This window comes from Pseudomaricurvus alkylphenolicus (assembly GCF_011683955.1).
GTDB classification, from domain to species: Bacteria; Pseudomonadota; Gammaproteobacteria; order Pseudomonadales; family Cellvibrionaceae; genus Pseudomaricurvus; species Pseudomaricurvus alkylphenolicus.
In genome coordinates this window covers 1-16,477 of the sequence record NZ_JAAQPI010000018.1, presented here as the reverse complement: position 1 = coordinate 16,477, position 16,477 = coordinate 1, and the positions used below count along the sequence as shown (strand labels likewise).

General features: G+C 51.3%; 10 protein-coding genes and 1 pseudogene. All 11 read right to left on the bottom strand.

What is annotated here, in order from left to right; all coding sequences use genetic code 11:
- Window positions 1-73: 73 nt before the first annotated feature.
- The 11 genes and pseudogenes from HBA55_RS30855 to HBA55_RS30805 all read right to left on the bottom strand — a co-directional run bounded on the left by HBA55_RS30855 (window position 74) and on the right by HBA55_RS30805 (window position 16,363).
- Entirely contained in the window at window positions 74-811 is a 738-nt protein-coding gene (locus HBA55_RS30855) for a site-specific integrase (protein WP_166999520.1), read from the bottom strand.
- A gap of 174 nt (window positions 812-985) precedes the next feature.
- Window positions 986-1,714, bottom strand: a complete 729-nt coding sequence (locus HBA55_RS30850) for a TIGR03747 family integrating conjugative element membrane protein (RefSeq protein ID WP_166999518.1) — start codon at window positions 1,712-1,714, stop codon at window positions 986-988.
- 6 nt (window positions 1,715-1,720) lie between these two features.
- A complete protein-coding gene (traD, locus tag HBA55_RS30845; RefSeq protein ID WP_166999516.1) occupies window positions 1,721-3,850 on the bottom strand; it encodes a type IV conjugative transfer system coupling protein TraD in 2,130 nt (709 codons plus the stop codon).
- Complete coding sequence (locus HBA55_RS30840) at window positions 3,847-4,401, bottom strand: integrating conjugative element protein (RefSeq protein WP_166999514.1); 555 nt, start codon at window positions 4,399-4,401, stop codon at window positions 3,847-3,849. The genes traD and HBA55_RS30840 overlap by 4 nt, the downstream gene beginning before the upstream one ends.
- A 9-nt stretch (window positions 4,402-4,410) precedes the next feature.
- A complete protein-coding gene (locus HBA55_RS30835) occupies window positions 4,411-5,235 on the bottom strand; it encodes a TIGR03759 family integrating conjugative element protein (protein ID WP_166999512.1) in 825 nt (274 codons plus the stop codon).
- A gap of 227 nt (window positions 5,236-5,462) precedes the next feature.
- Window positions 5,463-5,960 (bottom strand): PFGI-1 class ICE element type IV pilus protein PilL2, encoded by a 498-nt coding sequence (gene pilL2 / locus HBA55_RS30830; RefSeq protein WP_338109493.1) that lies wholly within the window; start codon window positions 5,958-5,960, stop codon window positions 5,463-5,465.
- A gap of 93 nt (window positions 5,961-6,053) precedes the next feature.
- Entirely contained in the window at window positions 6,054-6,920 is an 867-nt protein-coding gene (locus HBA55_RS30825) for a phage integrase N-terminal domain-containing protein (RefSeq protein WP_166999510.1), read from the bottom strand.
- A 2,924-nt stretch (window positions 6,921-9,844) separates the two neighbouring features.
- Window positions 9,845-11,182, bottom strand: a complete 1,338-nt coding sequence (locus HBA55_RS30820; RefSeq protein ID WP_166999508.1) for a 2-oxo acid dehydrogenase subunit E2 — start codon at window positions 11,180-11,182, stop codon at window positions 9,845-9,847.
- Between the two features lie 2 nt (window positions 11,183-11,184).
- Window positions 11,185-13,884 (bottom strand): alpha-ketoglutarate dehydrogenase, encoded by a 2,700-nt coding sequence (gene mdeB / locus HBA55_RS30815; RefSeq protein WP_166999506.1) that lies wholly within the window; start codon window positions 13,882-13,884, stop codon window positions 11,185-11,187.
- A gap of 633 nt (window positions 13,885-14,517) precedes the next feature.
- Window positions 14,518-15,603: pseudogene (locus HBA55_RS30810) on the bottom strand (IS630 family transposase).
- A gap of 415 nt (window positions 15,604-16,018) precedes the next feature.
- Window positions 16,019-16,363 carry a hypothetical protein gene (locus HBA55_RS30805; protein ID WP_166999504.1) on the bottom strand — a complete coding sequence of 115 codons (345 nt, stop codon included), beginning with the start codon at window positions 16,361-16,363 and terminating at the stop codon, window positions 16,019-16,021.
- Window positions 16,364-16,477: the final 114 nt, after the last annotated feature.

Below are 16,477 nucleotides of genomic sequence, written 5' to 3'. Positions count from 1 at the left end.
TTCTTAAAATTCTCAGTCTGCTCAAATATCTCTGTATAAACCTCATCAAACCAACGGAGTGATACCATACATTTCACACTACAAGATACCTATCCACTATCCGCTTTGGGTCGTAAGCAGACATTTGGTGAAAATCAACCTCAACCAAAAACTGCGCCCTGTCCGCGGAGACCGCATTGGTGTAGACCCCTGTACGATCGACCAATTTGTACCCCAACAGCTGACTCGCATACTTCAATAGCCGCCCATTCAACATCAAATGAATCGCAATGAACACGCACCCTGTTCGTTCCACCAATACATGAATATTCCGATTCATCACTTGACGCCACATTGAAAAGGCCAGCTCGGTTTTCCTAAAGTACACCATATACAGAAAATTCTGAATCCGGTCTTTCGGGGAGTGGTCGACAATGGGGATGAAACGTTTCGGGGAGCAACGTAAGACGGCGTTGGTGAGCTGGCTTTGCCACAGTTTCAGGGTTTTGAGGACCACCCCAAAGTCGCAGCTGTCACCCATTGAGGCGCTAGGGGTTAAGGCCATTACTTCGGAGTCCCGAGCACAGATAGCGCACATCAGCTCCAAGATCAACGGGTACTTCTGGTGCTTTTTGGCTCCGTACAGAAAGGCTTCAAGCGTTAAGAGGTATACCGGCAAGGCGGCGATCGTATACAGCACCATGTGCCGTTTAGCGGCCAACCGCTCCCATTCGATCTGCGCGAATTTGAAGTGAGGGGCATACGAAGGCCCCTTCACCGGATGAAAGAGGCTCTGGGGGCCCGGTAGGTAAGACCCGCTGTTGCCGATCATATTTGTTACCATTTCGTCCCTGGATATGGATACAACTGCACCCTATTATAGGCCTCTCATTTCCCTACTAACAATAGGGAATAGTAGCTTTTATCGAGAAACCCAAGTCGTAGCCCTGCTCCCAGCTACGTACCATTAGTGTAGGTTGCTCTACATTCTTCATAGATCACAGCTCTACAAGTACTTCTTGAACGTACTTGCGGTCACTGAAACCGTAAAAGCAAAACCAATGGAAAAAGGCAGAATGACCCAGGAGGGATGAATACTGACAGGCAGCGCCAAGTAGATAACCCAGGCTGAGATAATTAAGGGGAATGCCGCCTTTTTGGCGTAGTGATAAACAAACGAGCTTTCTCTACCACCGCCCCAGCGGCGCAGATCTCGTCTGACGAGGCCATCTACTAAGGCAACGAGCGCAAACAGCCCGAACGCAGGAGAGGCCAGTGTTAGAATAGCCAGTCTGACCGCGAATACCTGCGTAATCTGGACGGCGGCGGCAACATACTCTGACATTGGCCAATATAGATTTCTGAGAACCAGCCGTATCCCTTTCTCCCCAGGTGCCGGTTCCGGCGACAACCACTCAATCAGCTCCAAAATACGCGTGTATTCGAAGAGCAGCACATGGAACCACTTAGACAGTGAATCGGCATAGGTGGTCGGATTATCCGTTAGAAGGCTGTGCTGAACATCGGTTCCCAGGAAACTTAGCTCATTGGCGAGCATCTGCTGGCTGTGGTCGATGCCCTGCGCTTCCCACCAGAAGGTCATCCCAATCCATTCCACGATGATCGAGAACAGCAGCGATACCACCAACCACTTTAGGCACTGGGCGAATCCGGTTAGAAGGTTCGACCAGAAGCCCCGCTGAACAACTCGATTACGCGGATCCTGCGATTCCACTCCAGGTTAAACCTTTAATTCGCTGTCGAACTCTTGCCCAAGGCCTTCAGACCCGGCTGCGTACCACCAGTGCTCATTCGAACGATACCATTGATCATTGGTGACGTAGGTTCGTCGCATCTCTGAGGCGATTTCCTCCAGTGCCAGCGGTAATTCACCTTCGGATCCACTGTTCGGTAGAGGCATTCGAATCTTCCACAGCTGACCGCCTTCGATCAGTGCGAAGGCTTGCCCCTTGGGGAGTGCCACCATGTCAGCCGCTGTTAACATCGGCACTTCGGAAACACTGATGCGGTCTTCGTTCCGGGACTTGAAGTCCACACCTGACCCAGGATCAGAAGAATCATCGACCCCTGACACGCTCATCAGGGAAAACACCTCCACTTTGGGGAGTTGATCGGTGAGCATGGCCGCCGTCTCCAGTTCTTTGACGCGCAGCATCAACAAGGTGTTAAAGTTACCCGCCACCTGCCCGGCCTTCGCCCGATTGCCGATTCGGGCTTCGACATCCGACCAGGTCTGGGTATACGCGGTGACCTGAAAACCCGCACCTCCGGCTTTGTTCAGTAGAGGCACAAACTCATCCCCGATCAACTCGTTAAACTCATCGGCATGAAGCGAGATAGTAGGCGTCTCATAAAGTGATCGGGGCTCTTGCGGACTGTGCCCCTCTCCGCTCACCCCATGCTTGTAGATTTGCCCGGCCACGGAAACAAGATCCGCGAACATGGAGTTGCCCACGGCACCGGCCACTGTGGTATCAGTCAGTGCGTCTAACCCCACATACACAATACCTTTACGTTGAATAACGTCCATCCATTCGAATATCGGGCGCTGGTCGTCGGTATCTTGGTAGTTGGGAGAGATCAACCCGGTAATACTGCCTGTGGTTAGCTTTTCCATCAGAGGCCCAACAGAGCTCACGATCTTATCGAAGTACGTCTTGTCGTATTTGAACGCCGACAGCAAGCCGTCCATCACCGGATCGTAGAGTTCATTCTCCTGTAGCAACCGCATGACCGCGATGGCTTGCATACTTCGCCCTCGCAACGAATTGGGTAAATTGCGCTCTTTGATGTCGTCAGCCCGCGATGCCACGGTCTCGGGCCATTGTTCAATACCCTCTCTCGTCGCGCAGTGTTCAGCGTACTCAACGAACAACGGTTCTATGTCATTGATGTATCGTCGAACCTGCTGGTAATCCGGCCTTCTATTTAAGGCAACCAACGCTCTGGCAATGATGTTGACGAAGCGCCAGGCGAATTCCTTAAAAGCCGCAGAGTTTCCCTCGTTGGGTAACTGGTTGGCGATACGGGTCGCTACCTCGGTAATGCGGGAAAAGTTGCCTATGGCGTTGTAACGCGCTGAGATCTCGGGAAACCCTAAATGAAAGACGTAGAAATCCTGTAACCGATCCGAGGCTTTGGCCTCCAGGTACATGCGCCGCAACAGCTCAGCGTCCCCCTTGGGATCAAAGACAATGACCACATCCCCACGTCGAATATCCTGGGTGATCAATAGCTCCGCTAGGCGGGTCTTACCGACCCGTGTGGTACCCAGTACCAGGGTATGCCCAACCCGCTCGCCCAGGTCCATCCACACGTGTTGCTCTTGGGGTTCTACCGCGTGCAGAGCGGGTTTCCCACCAACCGGCGGCATTGGCGCCAAGGGATTTGCCCAGTGGCGGCGGCGTAACCCTCGAGCGATCCAACTCAATACAGGGATATGCTCCCAGGTCACCTCCTTCTGCCTAGCCCATCGGTATAGACTACCGGGTTCCACATAACGTTGAACCTCGGGTTTCAACGTATCCCTTAGCCGCTGAGTATGGCGCTGGGTCCATCGAAAACCCTGCCCCAGAAAGAGCTTGTGATGACTGACCGGCACTTGGTCCGAGCTCATCCGATACTCTGGCAGCTTTCGCATATGCCGTTGATAGCGAATGACCCGCCAAGCTTGTGCTCCCCGGTAAGCCCCAAACAGAAACAAAGACCCACCGCAGGCAAAGGCGATACCAGGCGGCATCATCAATGCCCAAGGAGCCGTGAAAGCAATAGAGCTCACCGCGAATGAAGCAAATGAAGACCAAAGCTCAATAGGCGGCCTTAACAGCGCCTCTACTGGATGGTCACTCACTGCTCCAATCCTTTTGTCGTAATCAGCACCGGATACTGTGTAAGGCCCAACGATTTGGCCACATCGCTGCCGGAACCCAAGGTGATCCTTAACCCCTGTCCAACCGACGCCATGCGTCGAACGTCCTCCGCATTGTCGGCCTGCACCAACATACCCACGGCGCCAATTTCAATGAGCTTTGCGCGGTGTTGTCGCAGCCACTGTTCCGACAGTGGATCGGAGCCAACTAAGAAGAATGGACGGGGAATGCCCTGTGTTAGACGTTTTTGAACGTCCTTGGGCAATGTTGATTTGCTCAAAGCGCCCGGGCGTAAACCGGGGGAACGAATCGGCAACAGATTCTCGATATGTGCGGGACCGGCAGAACGCAGCGCCTGATCTGGATCGACAGGCCGCTGTGGACGTACATTCTGTGGCTGTTGCAGAACCTCAAGGTATGGCGTTAGCGGTTGGGTATCTCCGCTATCGTGTATCACCGTGAGTTCTGCCTGAAGCCCACAGGAGTACAGCAAGACCAAGACGATCAGTGTCGAGCGATAAGATAACGTCATACGCCGCCCTCAAAACCGATACGCTGGCACAACAGATAATTGCTCATCTCGTCGGCGCAGGACACGGGGACGCTCACTGGGGTCAAAATCCAGTGAGTCGGACAGCTTCTTTAATAACCCACCGTCGATATTCAGCGTCACTCGGCGTTCTTTTAGCCATGCTGGATCCAATTGTCTGTCGGCCGCCCACGAGCGAATGCGGGGTTCTTCCCCGGCGGCAACGTCAAGGAAATAGACATCAATACCACGAATACTGTCTAGGCGGGATCGCAGACGGTCCCAAAGCACGTCGCAGATCGAGCAGTCCGTTTGGGTAAAAAACAGTAGGCGATCTTCGGCCTGCCACTCTTCCTGCGGCTTAGGTGTTGTAGTCTGCTTCAACTGAGCCAATTTATCGGCATTTATGAGTGAGGTACCCGGATACAGCTCTTGCTGAGCGGTGTCATACGCCAGTTGGAACGTTAAGATGCGTTCGGCGTCTTCCCGCATCATCTTGGCCCACATCCGAGCGTAACGTCTCCGTTCCGTCGGTGTTCTGGCGTGGATGCCCAACACCTCAATGGGCGACAAGGTACTGGGACTGACGCTACCACGTATGCCTTGCATCAATGATCGATATCGTTGCCACTCGATGTTGCCCAGGCCCCACATGTCGATACGCTGGCGCTGGACGTCGTGAAGCTCCGTTGAGTGGTGCTCGATAAGTTTTTTCTCGTTCTTTTCAGGGAGGTCGATTCTAGATGCCGAAACCAGCCCTGCACTCACGGTCAGGCACACCGCACACAATCCAATAGCCAACCAACGGTTGTTTTCTGAGACCCTATTGATCGACATTCGATACCTCCTCACTATCGGGAGGCACTCGTAGGTCCCGCTCGATAATGATTGATCCTGATTTGTCGCAAGCACTGGCATTGTCGGTGGGCTTTTGAGGTTCGACGTGTATTGATTGAGAATGCTCAGCTGGATCTTTCTCTTCACTGCCCCCCTCTCCGGTTGTCAGTGCGAACCCACAAATCAGCAAAAAGACGCAAATGACCGTTGCCATGGGTACTTCCCTCTTATTGCTTCTTTATTAAGGGCGAGGCACTGGCCTCTGGGGTCTGCCTCGAACACCGCTCAAACCCCAGCAATCGATGCGCAGGATCATGCACCATGGAAAATGCTGGACCGACAATGAGGGACAATACCTGGCGAAGCGGCAAGGCCTGAAACTGTCGGTGTGCGCTCGGTAGCGGGAGATGGAACAGCTCTATCGCTTCATCGGACAACAGAGAAGTATCGGCTAAGCGGTAGCCCGAACCTTGGAGTAGCCAGTCCAGTGCGTTCCCGATGCTTTTCACAGTCTCGGGAATGGATCGCTCTACCGTGACAGCCAGTAAGTCCACCTGTCCTGTCGATGGCGCAGTGCTCATTAGGGAATATCGACCCACTTGCAAATGTGCACTGGTGTCCGCTCCGGTTTGATTGGCAGCGATTGCCACCGGACTGCCATTCAATGTCATTCCGATAACAAAGGGATAAAGTACCTTCGAAAAAAGCCTGTTCTCCTTGTCCACGATCAGCCCCCTGCAAATTGATGCAAGCCATGGTGCCCGTTATCAACTATTCTTGAATACGCATAATCCCCTCACTGAATGTCTGAATATCAATCACAGGGCTAGATACACAGCGACAATTTCCTTGCGGAAATGACCCAATTCGGCACTGACGATCAATCGTACTTGGTGATCTTTCTCCCGTTCCTTGGCGTTCAACTGCTTTAAGGATGGACCGCCCACTGCCGGTGCTGCCCACCCAGTCAGCGCTTGGTACCTTTGCTGTGCATAGTAATGGCGGAGTCCGTGGAGCTTGGACAAACCCGCTTTTGTCGTCTGACGTTCATACAACCGCAGTTGCTGTATGAAGGTCTTTTCCTCAGGAATCAGCGAGCGTTGTCCCGCCAATCTGTGCGCTCGATCCAGCACGTCACGTTGCGATTGATTGAGAATGGGCACTTGTCTCGCCTTACCCCCCTTGGTCCAGCTGGCCTTGAGGCAAATAAAATCACCTTGATCGGCGTAGCTGGGAATAAACTTGATCGCCTCTTCCCGTCGCAGCCCGAAAGCCTGTTGCAGTTCAAGACTCATTCGCACGTATGGATCGGCGATATTCTGCAAGGCCGCATCCGTCAATTGCTGCGCCTTTGACACCTGACCAACCAATTGTCGATCGGGAATACCGTAGTAGTCGTTTGTTCGTGCCACAACGTTGGCGCGATTCACTTTAGTCGCCCACCATCGCAAGCAGTTCATACGGTTCTTGATGGTTCCAGGAGCCAGCTCTTCTGATATCCAGCGCTGACTTAACGCCTCAACGTGTTTCGGTTTTAAGGATCTCACACCCATGCCTCGGTACCCCATCTCCTGGAGCTGATTGGCCACCAAATACAAGATTTTTGCTCGGTTGGCTTGGGTGCTGTGGCTGCCGTCTCGATTTCGATGGCACAGTTGTTTGAGTTGGTAATTCAGATCGCGCATGGTGTAGTCCTTTCGGTTAGTGTTTGTGACTACCTCTCGGATCGTATCCAAGATGGTACCGCTGACGCGGAAATGTCTGGGGACACCACTCCCCTCGACCTGATACGCCTAGCCGCAGGCACGCAGTTTCTCCTCTGCTGAGGAACCCACTGCGACAGTTTCTCAAGGGCTCGTAGAGCCCCACCAACGGGTGAATCATTCACCTCCTTCAAACATGCGGAACCGTTGGTCTGACGCTGTCAGTCCGCATTGAGTTTAAAAGCCATCCGAAGACGACTGAGTGGGTGTAAACGACACGGTATGCTCCGAGCCGCGGTTTTGCAGACGGTGTGCTGTCCGTTGTTCGGGATGAATCCCGAACGGCAATGGCGGTAAAGATACCTCCCGAATACGGCACCATTGATCCGTATTGCTTTGCTTAGATAACCAAAAGGTTATCGAGTTGAGTTAAGTGACACCGAAAAATTCGTGTCGCCGAGTGTGGGGCGTTGTTCTGCCCCTGATTCGAGAAAACCCGAATCGAGTGAGTGGTTATAAACCTCCTTGACGCGACACCACTGGGATTACGCGTCGTATTTGAAGAATCGTCGCAGGACGATTGAGTTGAATGAACGACACCGGATCACGACGCCATCGATAGAGGTGATCGTGAGACCACCGCTGGCCAAGCGAAAGACTACTTGACCGAGTTGGATACACGACGCAGTGGCCGTGTGAGTTTGGATGGCAGGCCACCTGTTTAAATTGGAATCCGATTACAGAGATTCCGCAGAGAACGGGGCTACCGAGTTGCTGTAATGACCCGCAACCCGAAAGTTGCTTGCGCTATGGAATCATTGGGTCATGCTGCGCAGTTTTCCGTTTCTGCCAGTTACGATGGCAAGGGCGAAGCCCCTCATCCACATTATCGCTGTGGCCGCGTTTGAAGCCGTTTGCGTAGTGATGGGGCTCAGTATAGTTAGACTGAACCCCAAATCCATCCCGAAATCTGCTCTGGAAGCCGCGTAATTTCTGGTGTTGCCGCCCCCGTCACTACACCACATTGTGGTTGTAGTGACGGGGGCGGATGATGGTTGAGCCGGTAGCCAATGTACAAAGTAAGAGCATAAACCCTCGTTCGGCCATGACCCGGGCCGGTGGTTACACTGTCACCGCAAGAGCAATCGTCGTACAGCAGTCCGCTTTGAATCAATTACCACGTGACCCGCAGTCCTTTTATCTGAACACCTTGGCCAATTTTTCTACAATAATTCCTATTTTCGTGCTGTGCTTGAGGCTCTGTTTCAATTGGCGTCGCTAAATACCTCACTTCGATTGATATTTAGACAGAAAGCGATTACGGTACAGGATGCTTTGATTGCCTCAGTACCAAATACTGGTACTGGCAGTAAAGCAGACAGGGGCAGGTAGGCCGGTAGTAACAAGCCGAATGTGGCAAGGATCTTCCGATAGTTGGTACTCCGCCAAACAGCCTGCCCTAAGAGAAATGTGTTCACGGTAAAATCCGTGATGCTTTCCGCGAGCCCCTTCGACAGGCACTCTCACGGTAGCTACAGAAAGGAGAAGGACTACATCATGATCACGTGAACTTGACGTAATCGCCACCCCCCGGTGCGCCAACACCGAGAGATGGCTAACCCCGAAGATAGGATCAGTATCAACGAGGCTGTCATGAATGATAGTTCAAGCCCCCGCTCGGCTTCAATAAAGTTAAACCAGAAACTGAGCATTTCTTTCCACTTCCGCCTTTGGCGCTGGAGTGCGGCTTGGCGTCCCACGATGATCGGTGTGGTCCTTTACTTCAGTCGCGCACCCCCTCCTGATCATTATCTGAACACCTATGCCACGTAATTTTGTTAATAAGGAACATGCCTGCAGCAAAGATGAGAGCGTCGAATAACGTCTTGTTAGCCATCTAGCGACAGGTAATTCAAGGAGCAATTAGATATGCCAATATTTCCCTGCCGCTTATATCAGCCAGTTCACCTGGGCGAGTACTTCACTATTACGCCCATTTCGATCAATGAAGGAATCGTAAACCTCCAAATAGTGCCATCATATGGAGACCGACTGATGAGAGCCGAGCGCTTTTTGCAGATGCTGGACGAAGCATGGGCTCAAGAGGAATTTCAGTCCCAGCAAATATCGACCGGAAGTCATAACGCTAGCCACCTAGACGACGATTCGGATACAGATGTATGAAATTGATCGAGAGGATTCTGACTTAGATTTAGGACCAGCCAGCAAGCATCCTATGTTCGGCGACAATTAGGGTTACCGCCCAAGACAGTTAACACCAGACATCCTATTGGTTGTCAAGGAATATTAAGTTCATGAGAGGCGCTGAGGTCCTTACCCCACTGCCTCTAAACCTCACAGAAAAGCCGCTTCGCGCTAAATACGGAAGTCGGCGGCTCAAGGAGACTTTCTGTAAACTAACCTGTGTGACCACCCGATTTAAATGTGAGGAGCTAATTGCTCCTCAACGTCAATCATCAAACGATTGAGTGCTGGCTTCCAGTTCAAGATCGGCTTCGTCCACTTTTTCGATGCCCCACTCACACTCCACAGTATTTAAGCATGCCCTCAGTATGAGGAACGGGGAAATTAGTCCAGATTTTAGATGAATTTCCCGCCCAGAACACCGACGAACTGATACACCCATGCGTACGACATTCAATTGCATTTCGACCCAAATTAGGAATCGAGTTCTCTACAACGTGAGTTCAAAAACCGATTTATAGAAGTGTCCTTTAGTGTTTTGTGTTATCGTCAACCTATCACTTAGGTGAGATTCTCGGCAAAACCAACAATGGCCAACTCCCTACATTAGGGAAACCAACCTTGAACGAAATCACCGAGATCTTCTTGTCCCAAAGGTCGCAGACGCTATCACTACAGGTGATTTTAGACAGAACACGCCTTTAGAGCATAGCACGTCGGAAGTCACATAGAACCGCTGCTAGGTAGGCATTGAAGAGCCCCGCCTGCACACCATCCAGCGCGCGATGATCCCAACTGAGACTCATTGGCAGCACCAATCGCGGTACTGCAGCATCGCCATCCCACTTAAGTTCAGTGCGTGCACGTGCTACACCCAGAATAGCGACTTCCGGCGCATTGATTATCGGCGTAAAGTAAGTTCCACCAATTCCGCCCAGGGATGAAATGGAAAAACAACCGCCGCTTATGTCCGCAACCGTTAGCTTGCCTTCCCGAGCTTTAACAGCCAGCTGATGGATCTCTTTGGTCAATTCCAGAATGCCCTTTTGATCAACATCGCGAATCACCGGCACTACGAGACCATTGGGCGTATCAGCAGCGAAACCGATATGGTAGTATTTTTTCAATACAATGTCATCACCATCGAGGCTAGCATTGAATTCTGGAAACTTCTTCAACGCCGCCACCGCCGCCTTCACGAGCAGTGCTACCATAGTTACTTTAACCCCAGTGCCTTTCTGCTCCGCATTCAATTGTTTGCGTAATTTTTCCAACTCAGTAATATCAGCATCCTCATGGTTGGTGACATGAGGAATGGTTACCCAATTGCGATGCAAGTTGGCGCCACTGATCTTGCGGATGCGAGACAGCGATTGGCGCTCGACCGGCCCAAACTTAGCGAAATCCACTTTCGGCCATTCCTGTATATTCTGAAATGGTCCCCCGGAATTGGCTACAGTATGCCCAGTGTTGCGCCGCTGTTTCATGATCGACGTTACATAGGCGTGAATATCTTCCTTGGTAACGCGTGCGCAAGATCCGAATTTCACCACATCACTGAGATGCACATCCAGCTCGCGTGCCAATTTTCTCACCGATGGCGAAGAGTAAGCCATGATCTCGCGACAACTGAAGTCAATTTTGGTTTCGGCAAGCGGCACTTGTGTCTGAGGCTGAGTCGAAGAGTTCTTTATTGCGATTTGTTCGACGTCCGCAGCCTCAGTTGTCGATCTCTCCTGTTCCTCGGTCTCCTGAGCGGCAATTTCCGTCCCCTCGTTTTCAGATAATACTCCCATCTCAAGGACTTTGAGCTCCAGAATAACACTACCCTGGCTGACTCTGCCGCCCTCATTCACCAGCAAACGAGTAACCACTCCGCCGGCACTCGAAGGGATTTCAATGGTCGCCTTATCGGTTTCCAGAGTAATCAGTGATTGTTCTATCTCTACGTGATCACCCTCTTTAACAAGTACTTCGAGAACCTCAACATCATTTACATCGCCAATATCGGGAACTAGAACTTCCTGTATTGCCCCCATCTCTAACACTCCCAGGACGCCAGGGCGTCACATCTTATCTCATAACGTTGAATCGCCTGCTGACACAGCTCCCGTTCAATAAGCTCCTGATCCGCAAGCACGGTGAGCGCAGCCAGTACCACGTGGTAACGATTAACCTCGAAGAACTCCCTCAGGGCCGTGCGCGTGTCGCTGCGTCCAAAGCCATCAGTGCCCAGTACCCTATAAGCGGGTTTGATGTAGGAAGCGATCAGTTGTGGTACGGCTCGAACATAGTCGGAGGCCGCAACCACCGGTTCCGATCCCCCCAGGCAGGCCGCCAAATGACTGCTCTTCTGTTCAGCATCAGGGTGCAATCGATTCCAACGCTCATTCGCGCGGGCATCGCGTTCTAACTCCGTGTAGCTAGTGACACTCCAGACTTCTGCTACGATGTGCCAGTCTTCGCTCAACAGTTCAGCCGCGGCTATAACTTCAAGCAAAATGGCGCCGGATCCCAGTAGGCGGACCTTGCCCTTCGCGAATTCTGGACTGACACAGTGGTAGCGATACATGCCCTTGATCACGTCTTCTGCTACATCCTCCGGCAGGGTCGGTTGGGCATAGCTTTCATTCATCACGGTAATGTAGTAAAACTCGTCCTTCTGCTGTTCCAGCATGCGCCGCATTCCGTGATCCATAATTACCGCCAACTCACCGGCAAAAGCCGGGTCGTAAGCACGGCAGTTGGGAACAGTAGAAGCCAACAAGTGACTGTGACCGTCTTGGTGTTGCAGACCTTCGCCGCCGAGTGTGGTCCTGCCAGCAGTCGCCCCCAACAAGAATCCGCGAGCGCGCTGATCAGCTGCCGCCCAAATCAGGTCGCCGATGCGCTGGAAGCCGAACATGGAATAATAAATGTAGAACGGCAGCATACTGATACCGTGCACAGAGTAGCTGGTCGCCGCCGCCGCCCAGGAGCTGATGGCACCGGCCTCACTGATACCCTCCTCCAAAATTTGACCATCGCGTGCCTCACGGTAACTTAGTATGGAACCGATATCCTCAGGTTCATAATGTTGACCGACACTGGAGTAGATACCTATTTGCTTGAACAGGTTCGCCATGCCAAAGGTGCGTGCTTCATCAGCCACAATTGGTACCACCCTGGCTCCTAGTTGCTTGTCCTTCACCAGCGAGGATACCATCCTTACGAAAGCCAGAGTGGTGGACATTACTTTGCCATCAGCCTGCAGTGCAAATGCTCCGTAGCTTGACAATTCAGGAATGGCAACGGTATCCACCTGTGTTGAACGCGAGGGCGTGTAACCGCCAAGCGCCTGACGTTGGTCGTGCAGATAGCGCATGACCTCACTTTCTGCGTCCGGCTTGTAGAACGACAGCGATTCGGCCTGCTCATCACTCAATGGCAGCTGGAAGCGATCTCGGAAAGCCAGCAGGGCGTTACGGTCCAACTTCTTCTGCTGGTGGGTGGTCATCTTTCCTTGCCCCGCCTCACCCATGCCATAACCTTTCTTGGTCTGCGCCAGCACAACCGTGGGCCTGCCTTCATGCCTGAGCGCAGCGTCATAAGCGGCATGTATCTTCACTAAGTCGTGTCCACCGCGTTTAAGCTGGTCTATCTGCTCATCGGTGAGCCCCTCAACCAGTGTTTTGAGCGTTCCGTTCTGGCCGAAGAAATGATCGCGGTTGTAGCGACCGTCCTTGGCAGAAAAGGTTTGCAGTTGGCCGTCCACCGTATCAGCAAAGGCTCTGACCAATGCTCCCTGGTTGTCTCGTGCGAATAGGCCGTCCCAATCCGAACCCCAAACCAGCTTCACCACATTCCAGCCCGCGCCGCTAAACAGCGCTTCCAATTCATCAATTATACGACTGTTGCCCCGCACTGGGCCATCGAGACGCTGCAGGTTGCAGTTCACCACCCACACCAAATTATCCAGTCCCTCGCGAGAGGCCAAGGTCAAAGCAGACATACTTTCCGGCTCGTCCATTTCTCCATCACCGAACACCCCCCACACCTTGCGCTTTGAACCATTCTGCAGCCCCCGATGCTGCAAATAGCGCATAAAGCGCGCCTGATATATGGAACTGATTGGTCCAACTCCCATAGAACCAGTAGGAAATTGCCAAAAGTCACTCATCAACCAGGGATGAGGGTAACTGCATAAGCCCTGAGCCCCCACCCGTGAGGCAGTCACCTCCTGACGATAATGGCGCAGGTCCTGTTCGCTCAAGCGCCCCTCTAGAAATGCTCGAGCATAGACACCGGGGGCCGAATGCGGCTGATAGAAGATCAAATCACCAGTGCAATCCTGATTGCGCGCACGAAAGAAATGATTAAAACCCACTTCAAATAAATCAGCTGCGCTAGCATAACTGGCGATGTGACCACCAAGCTCGCCGTAGGCCTGGTTGGCCCGTACCACCATGGCCAAGGCGTTCCAACGCATAATCGACACCAGTTTTTCTTCAAGTGCCAAATCTCCGGGGAAAGTTGGCTGCCGCTCAACGGTGATGGTATTAACATAGGGGGTACCGTGCACTGGTTGCCAGCCGATGGATGGTTCGCGAGCAATCTTGGTCACCGCATCAAGAATCTCTCGAGCCCGTTCTGGGCCAGCGTTTGCTACCAGCGCCTGAAGCGATTCGCACCACTCCGACATCTCCAGTACATCGTCGTCTTGAGAGGTGTCTGTATTGCAGACACTCGTAGTGTTATTCATCACCTTTTCTCCTGTGGGTAATTGGATGTCGATCTAACCTAGTTAGTGCCCATCCACAAATGGGCACTAGTTAGCCCTCGAGTTCCGGCTTGATGATCACCGGTGTAATACTATCGCGGACAGTGTTCTCACTCGGAATCTCTCTCAACCTGAGTTTTTGGGATTTTCTACCGTTTTGATAGGAGGAGCAAAATAGCAGTCTAAAGGCCCTCCATTTCAATTTTTGCAAAGACTACTCTTCGAATTCCTCTATAGACTCTTGATCAACTCCAGCGGATCCTCTATTGGTTTTAATCAATTTAAGGGCCTCAATAATCCATCTTTCCTGAATAGAAATCGATTCTGTCTCGCTCAGAATGTTAACCTGTTTCGAAATTGCATTGAAACACAAGATTGTCTAATGTTATCAGTTCAACCCATTTCCAATGCAAATACTTCTCCACCACTGCAGAGGGCTCCGTCCCAGCATCAAGTATCGCTACTAGCAGCGTGTTGAAAAAGTCCGTTTTTTGAAAAATGATCCAGAATTGGAGAGTAGGCAATAATTTTGATCCTATAAAAATAGGCATTTTTTAAATCTGACTTTTCCAATTCTGGCTCCAATTGTGAAATATCGACTTTTTCAACAGCCTGCTAGTGTACTGAGCCAGAAGTTCGTTGACAAAATCGAGCAATGCTCTCCAAAATCTCATCCGCTGATTTTGTCCAAACAAAGGGCTTCGGTTCATCGTTATACATTTTCAAATATTCTCTGATGGATTTCTCCAACGCTTGTGTTGAACGGTGAGTTCCACGTCTTATCTGCTTCTGAGTAAGAGTTGCAAACCACCGTTCAACTTGGTTTAGCCAGGACGCCGAAGTCGGCGTAAAGTGCACATGAAACCGAGGATGACGATTAAGCCAATTCTTCACTTTCTCGGTCTTATGAGTACCATAGTTGTCCATTACCAGGTGTAAATCCATCTCCGGTGGTGTGTTCTTGACGATTGTCCTCAGAAAATTCAAAAACTCACTGCTTCTGTGTCTTCGGTGAAGCTCACCAATTACCTTTCCAGTCACAATATCCAGTGCCGCGAACAACGTCGTCGTGCCATGGCGCATATAGTCATGCGTTCTCCGCTCTGGTATTCCAGGCGCTAGAGGCAGAATCGGTTGGGTTCTATCGAGCGCCTGAATCTGACTCTTCTCATCAACGCACAACACCATCGCTTTCATAGGAGGTTCCATATACAAGCCCACTATATCTCGGGTCTTTTCGACAAAAAGTGGATCCGTCGACAACTTAAACGTTTCTTAGCGATGTGGTTGTAGTCCGAACGCCTTCCAAATACGTTGGATCGTCCTTTGTGAGACTCCAGTTTGCGCAGCCATGGTTCGCGTGCTCCAATGCGTTGCGTCTTTCGGTGTACTTTCCAGTGTTTTGGTGATTACCTCTTCTACCTTCTTATCGTCAACACTGCGCGGGGCGCCGGATCGCGGTGAATCCTGCAGTCCTTCGAGACGGTACTGAACAAAGCGAATTCTCCATTTGCAGACCGTCTGATTTGACGTATTGAGCTTCTCTGCAACTTCAGTATTCGTTAGGCCCTTGGCGCACTCTAGAACAATCCTCGAGCGGAATGCCAAAGCTTGTGCAGTTTTCCGTCGGCGAGACCAGGACGCCAACTGTTCTTTTTCCTCTGAATTCAGGACCAATTCTGCCTTCGGCCGACCCGTCATGTCGCTTCCCCCAGTAGTGATATCTTCCTGAGGTAAGTATAGACCATTATTCAATGAACTTCTGGCTCAGCACACTAGCATACCTTTCATTTCAATGGATTGTACTTCTCCATTAACACCCCGATGATTTTCTCCTACAGTTCCTATCAAGGGCCAGTTTTAGAGTCTCGCTCACTATACGCCAGACACCAGATGCACTGCATTCGGCGTAAACCTGCATCCTGGTCCCAGGAAACAAATCAGCCCCCTTGTCCAGATGTCACCGTTAGTCTTACGGCGTATCTACAAAAATCCGTTCGCACTTTGACTTAGACGCTCACGCCCTTCTATCTTAATAAAGATCGGTTGAAGTGGTTTTGAGCTCACCTTCTGCAGCAAACTCCGGTGGATACACTGCCATAGCCCGATAAGCTTCCTACGAGTACGGTAAAAATACCCTAGACTGCCAAAATGCATTTCTTGGCGCATACTCGGCAACATTGTTCAGGTGCTTGCGCGGACAAATTTTGCTCCTTTGGTGATAGAACCCATTGTAATTTTTGATTACCGGATCACTATCCTCACCTCTATTTTTATTGATCAGCCACGATTTTGCACTTCCATAGATCGCCTTGCAAAGAAAACGTGGTGCTGCTTTCACGTCAAGCTTCGACAAAAATAGAACATCGAAGGTACTTCCATAGCGGTCAAGTGTACGGGAATTATATCCGCTGTCCTTTTGACCGTGAAATGATTGGCACACCCCGTCGGCGTTTTTCAAGACAGATGTCACCATTAGTTCATTTTTTACGCTGCTTTCTCACACTCATGGTCCGAGTTATCCGGGTTTAGTTCGACCTCTTTGATGTAATCCCACTTCCTAGCCTCTCCAGAC

Bases quoted from the DNA above. Each gene is read 5' to 3' on its own strand.
- HBA55_RS30855 (WP_166999520.1), bottom strand. From the start codon at position 811: ATGATCGGCAACAGCGGGTCTTACCTACCGGGCCCCCAGAGCCTCTTT.
- HBA55_RS30840 (WP_166999514.1), bottom strand. From the start codon at position 4,401: ATGACGTTATCTTATCGCTCGACACTGATCGTCTTGGTCTTGCTGTAC.
- HBA55_RS30820 (WP_166999508.1), bottom strand. From the start codon at position 11,182: ATGGGGGCAATACAGGAAGTTCTAGTTCCCGATATTGGCGATGTAAAT.
- HBA55_RS30835 (WP_166999512.1), bottom strand. From the start codon at position 5,235: ATGTCGATCAATAGGGTCTCAGAAAACAACCGTTGGTTGGCTATTGGA.
- HBA55_RS30825 (WP_166999510.1), bottom strand. From the start codon at position 6,920: ATGCGCGATCTGAATTACCAACTCAAACAACTGTGCCATCGAAATCGA.
- mdeB (WP_166999506.1), bottom strand. From the start codon at position 13,884: ATGAATAACACTACGAGTGTCTGCAATACAGACACCTCTCAAGACGAC.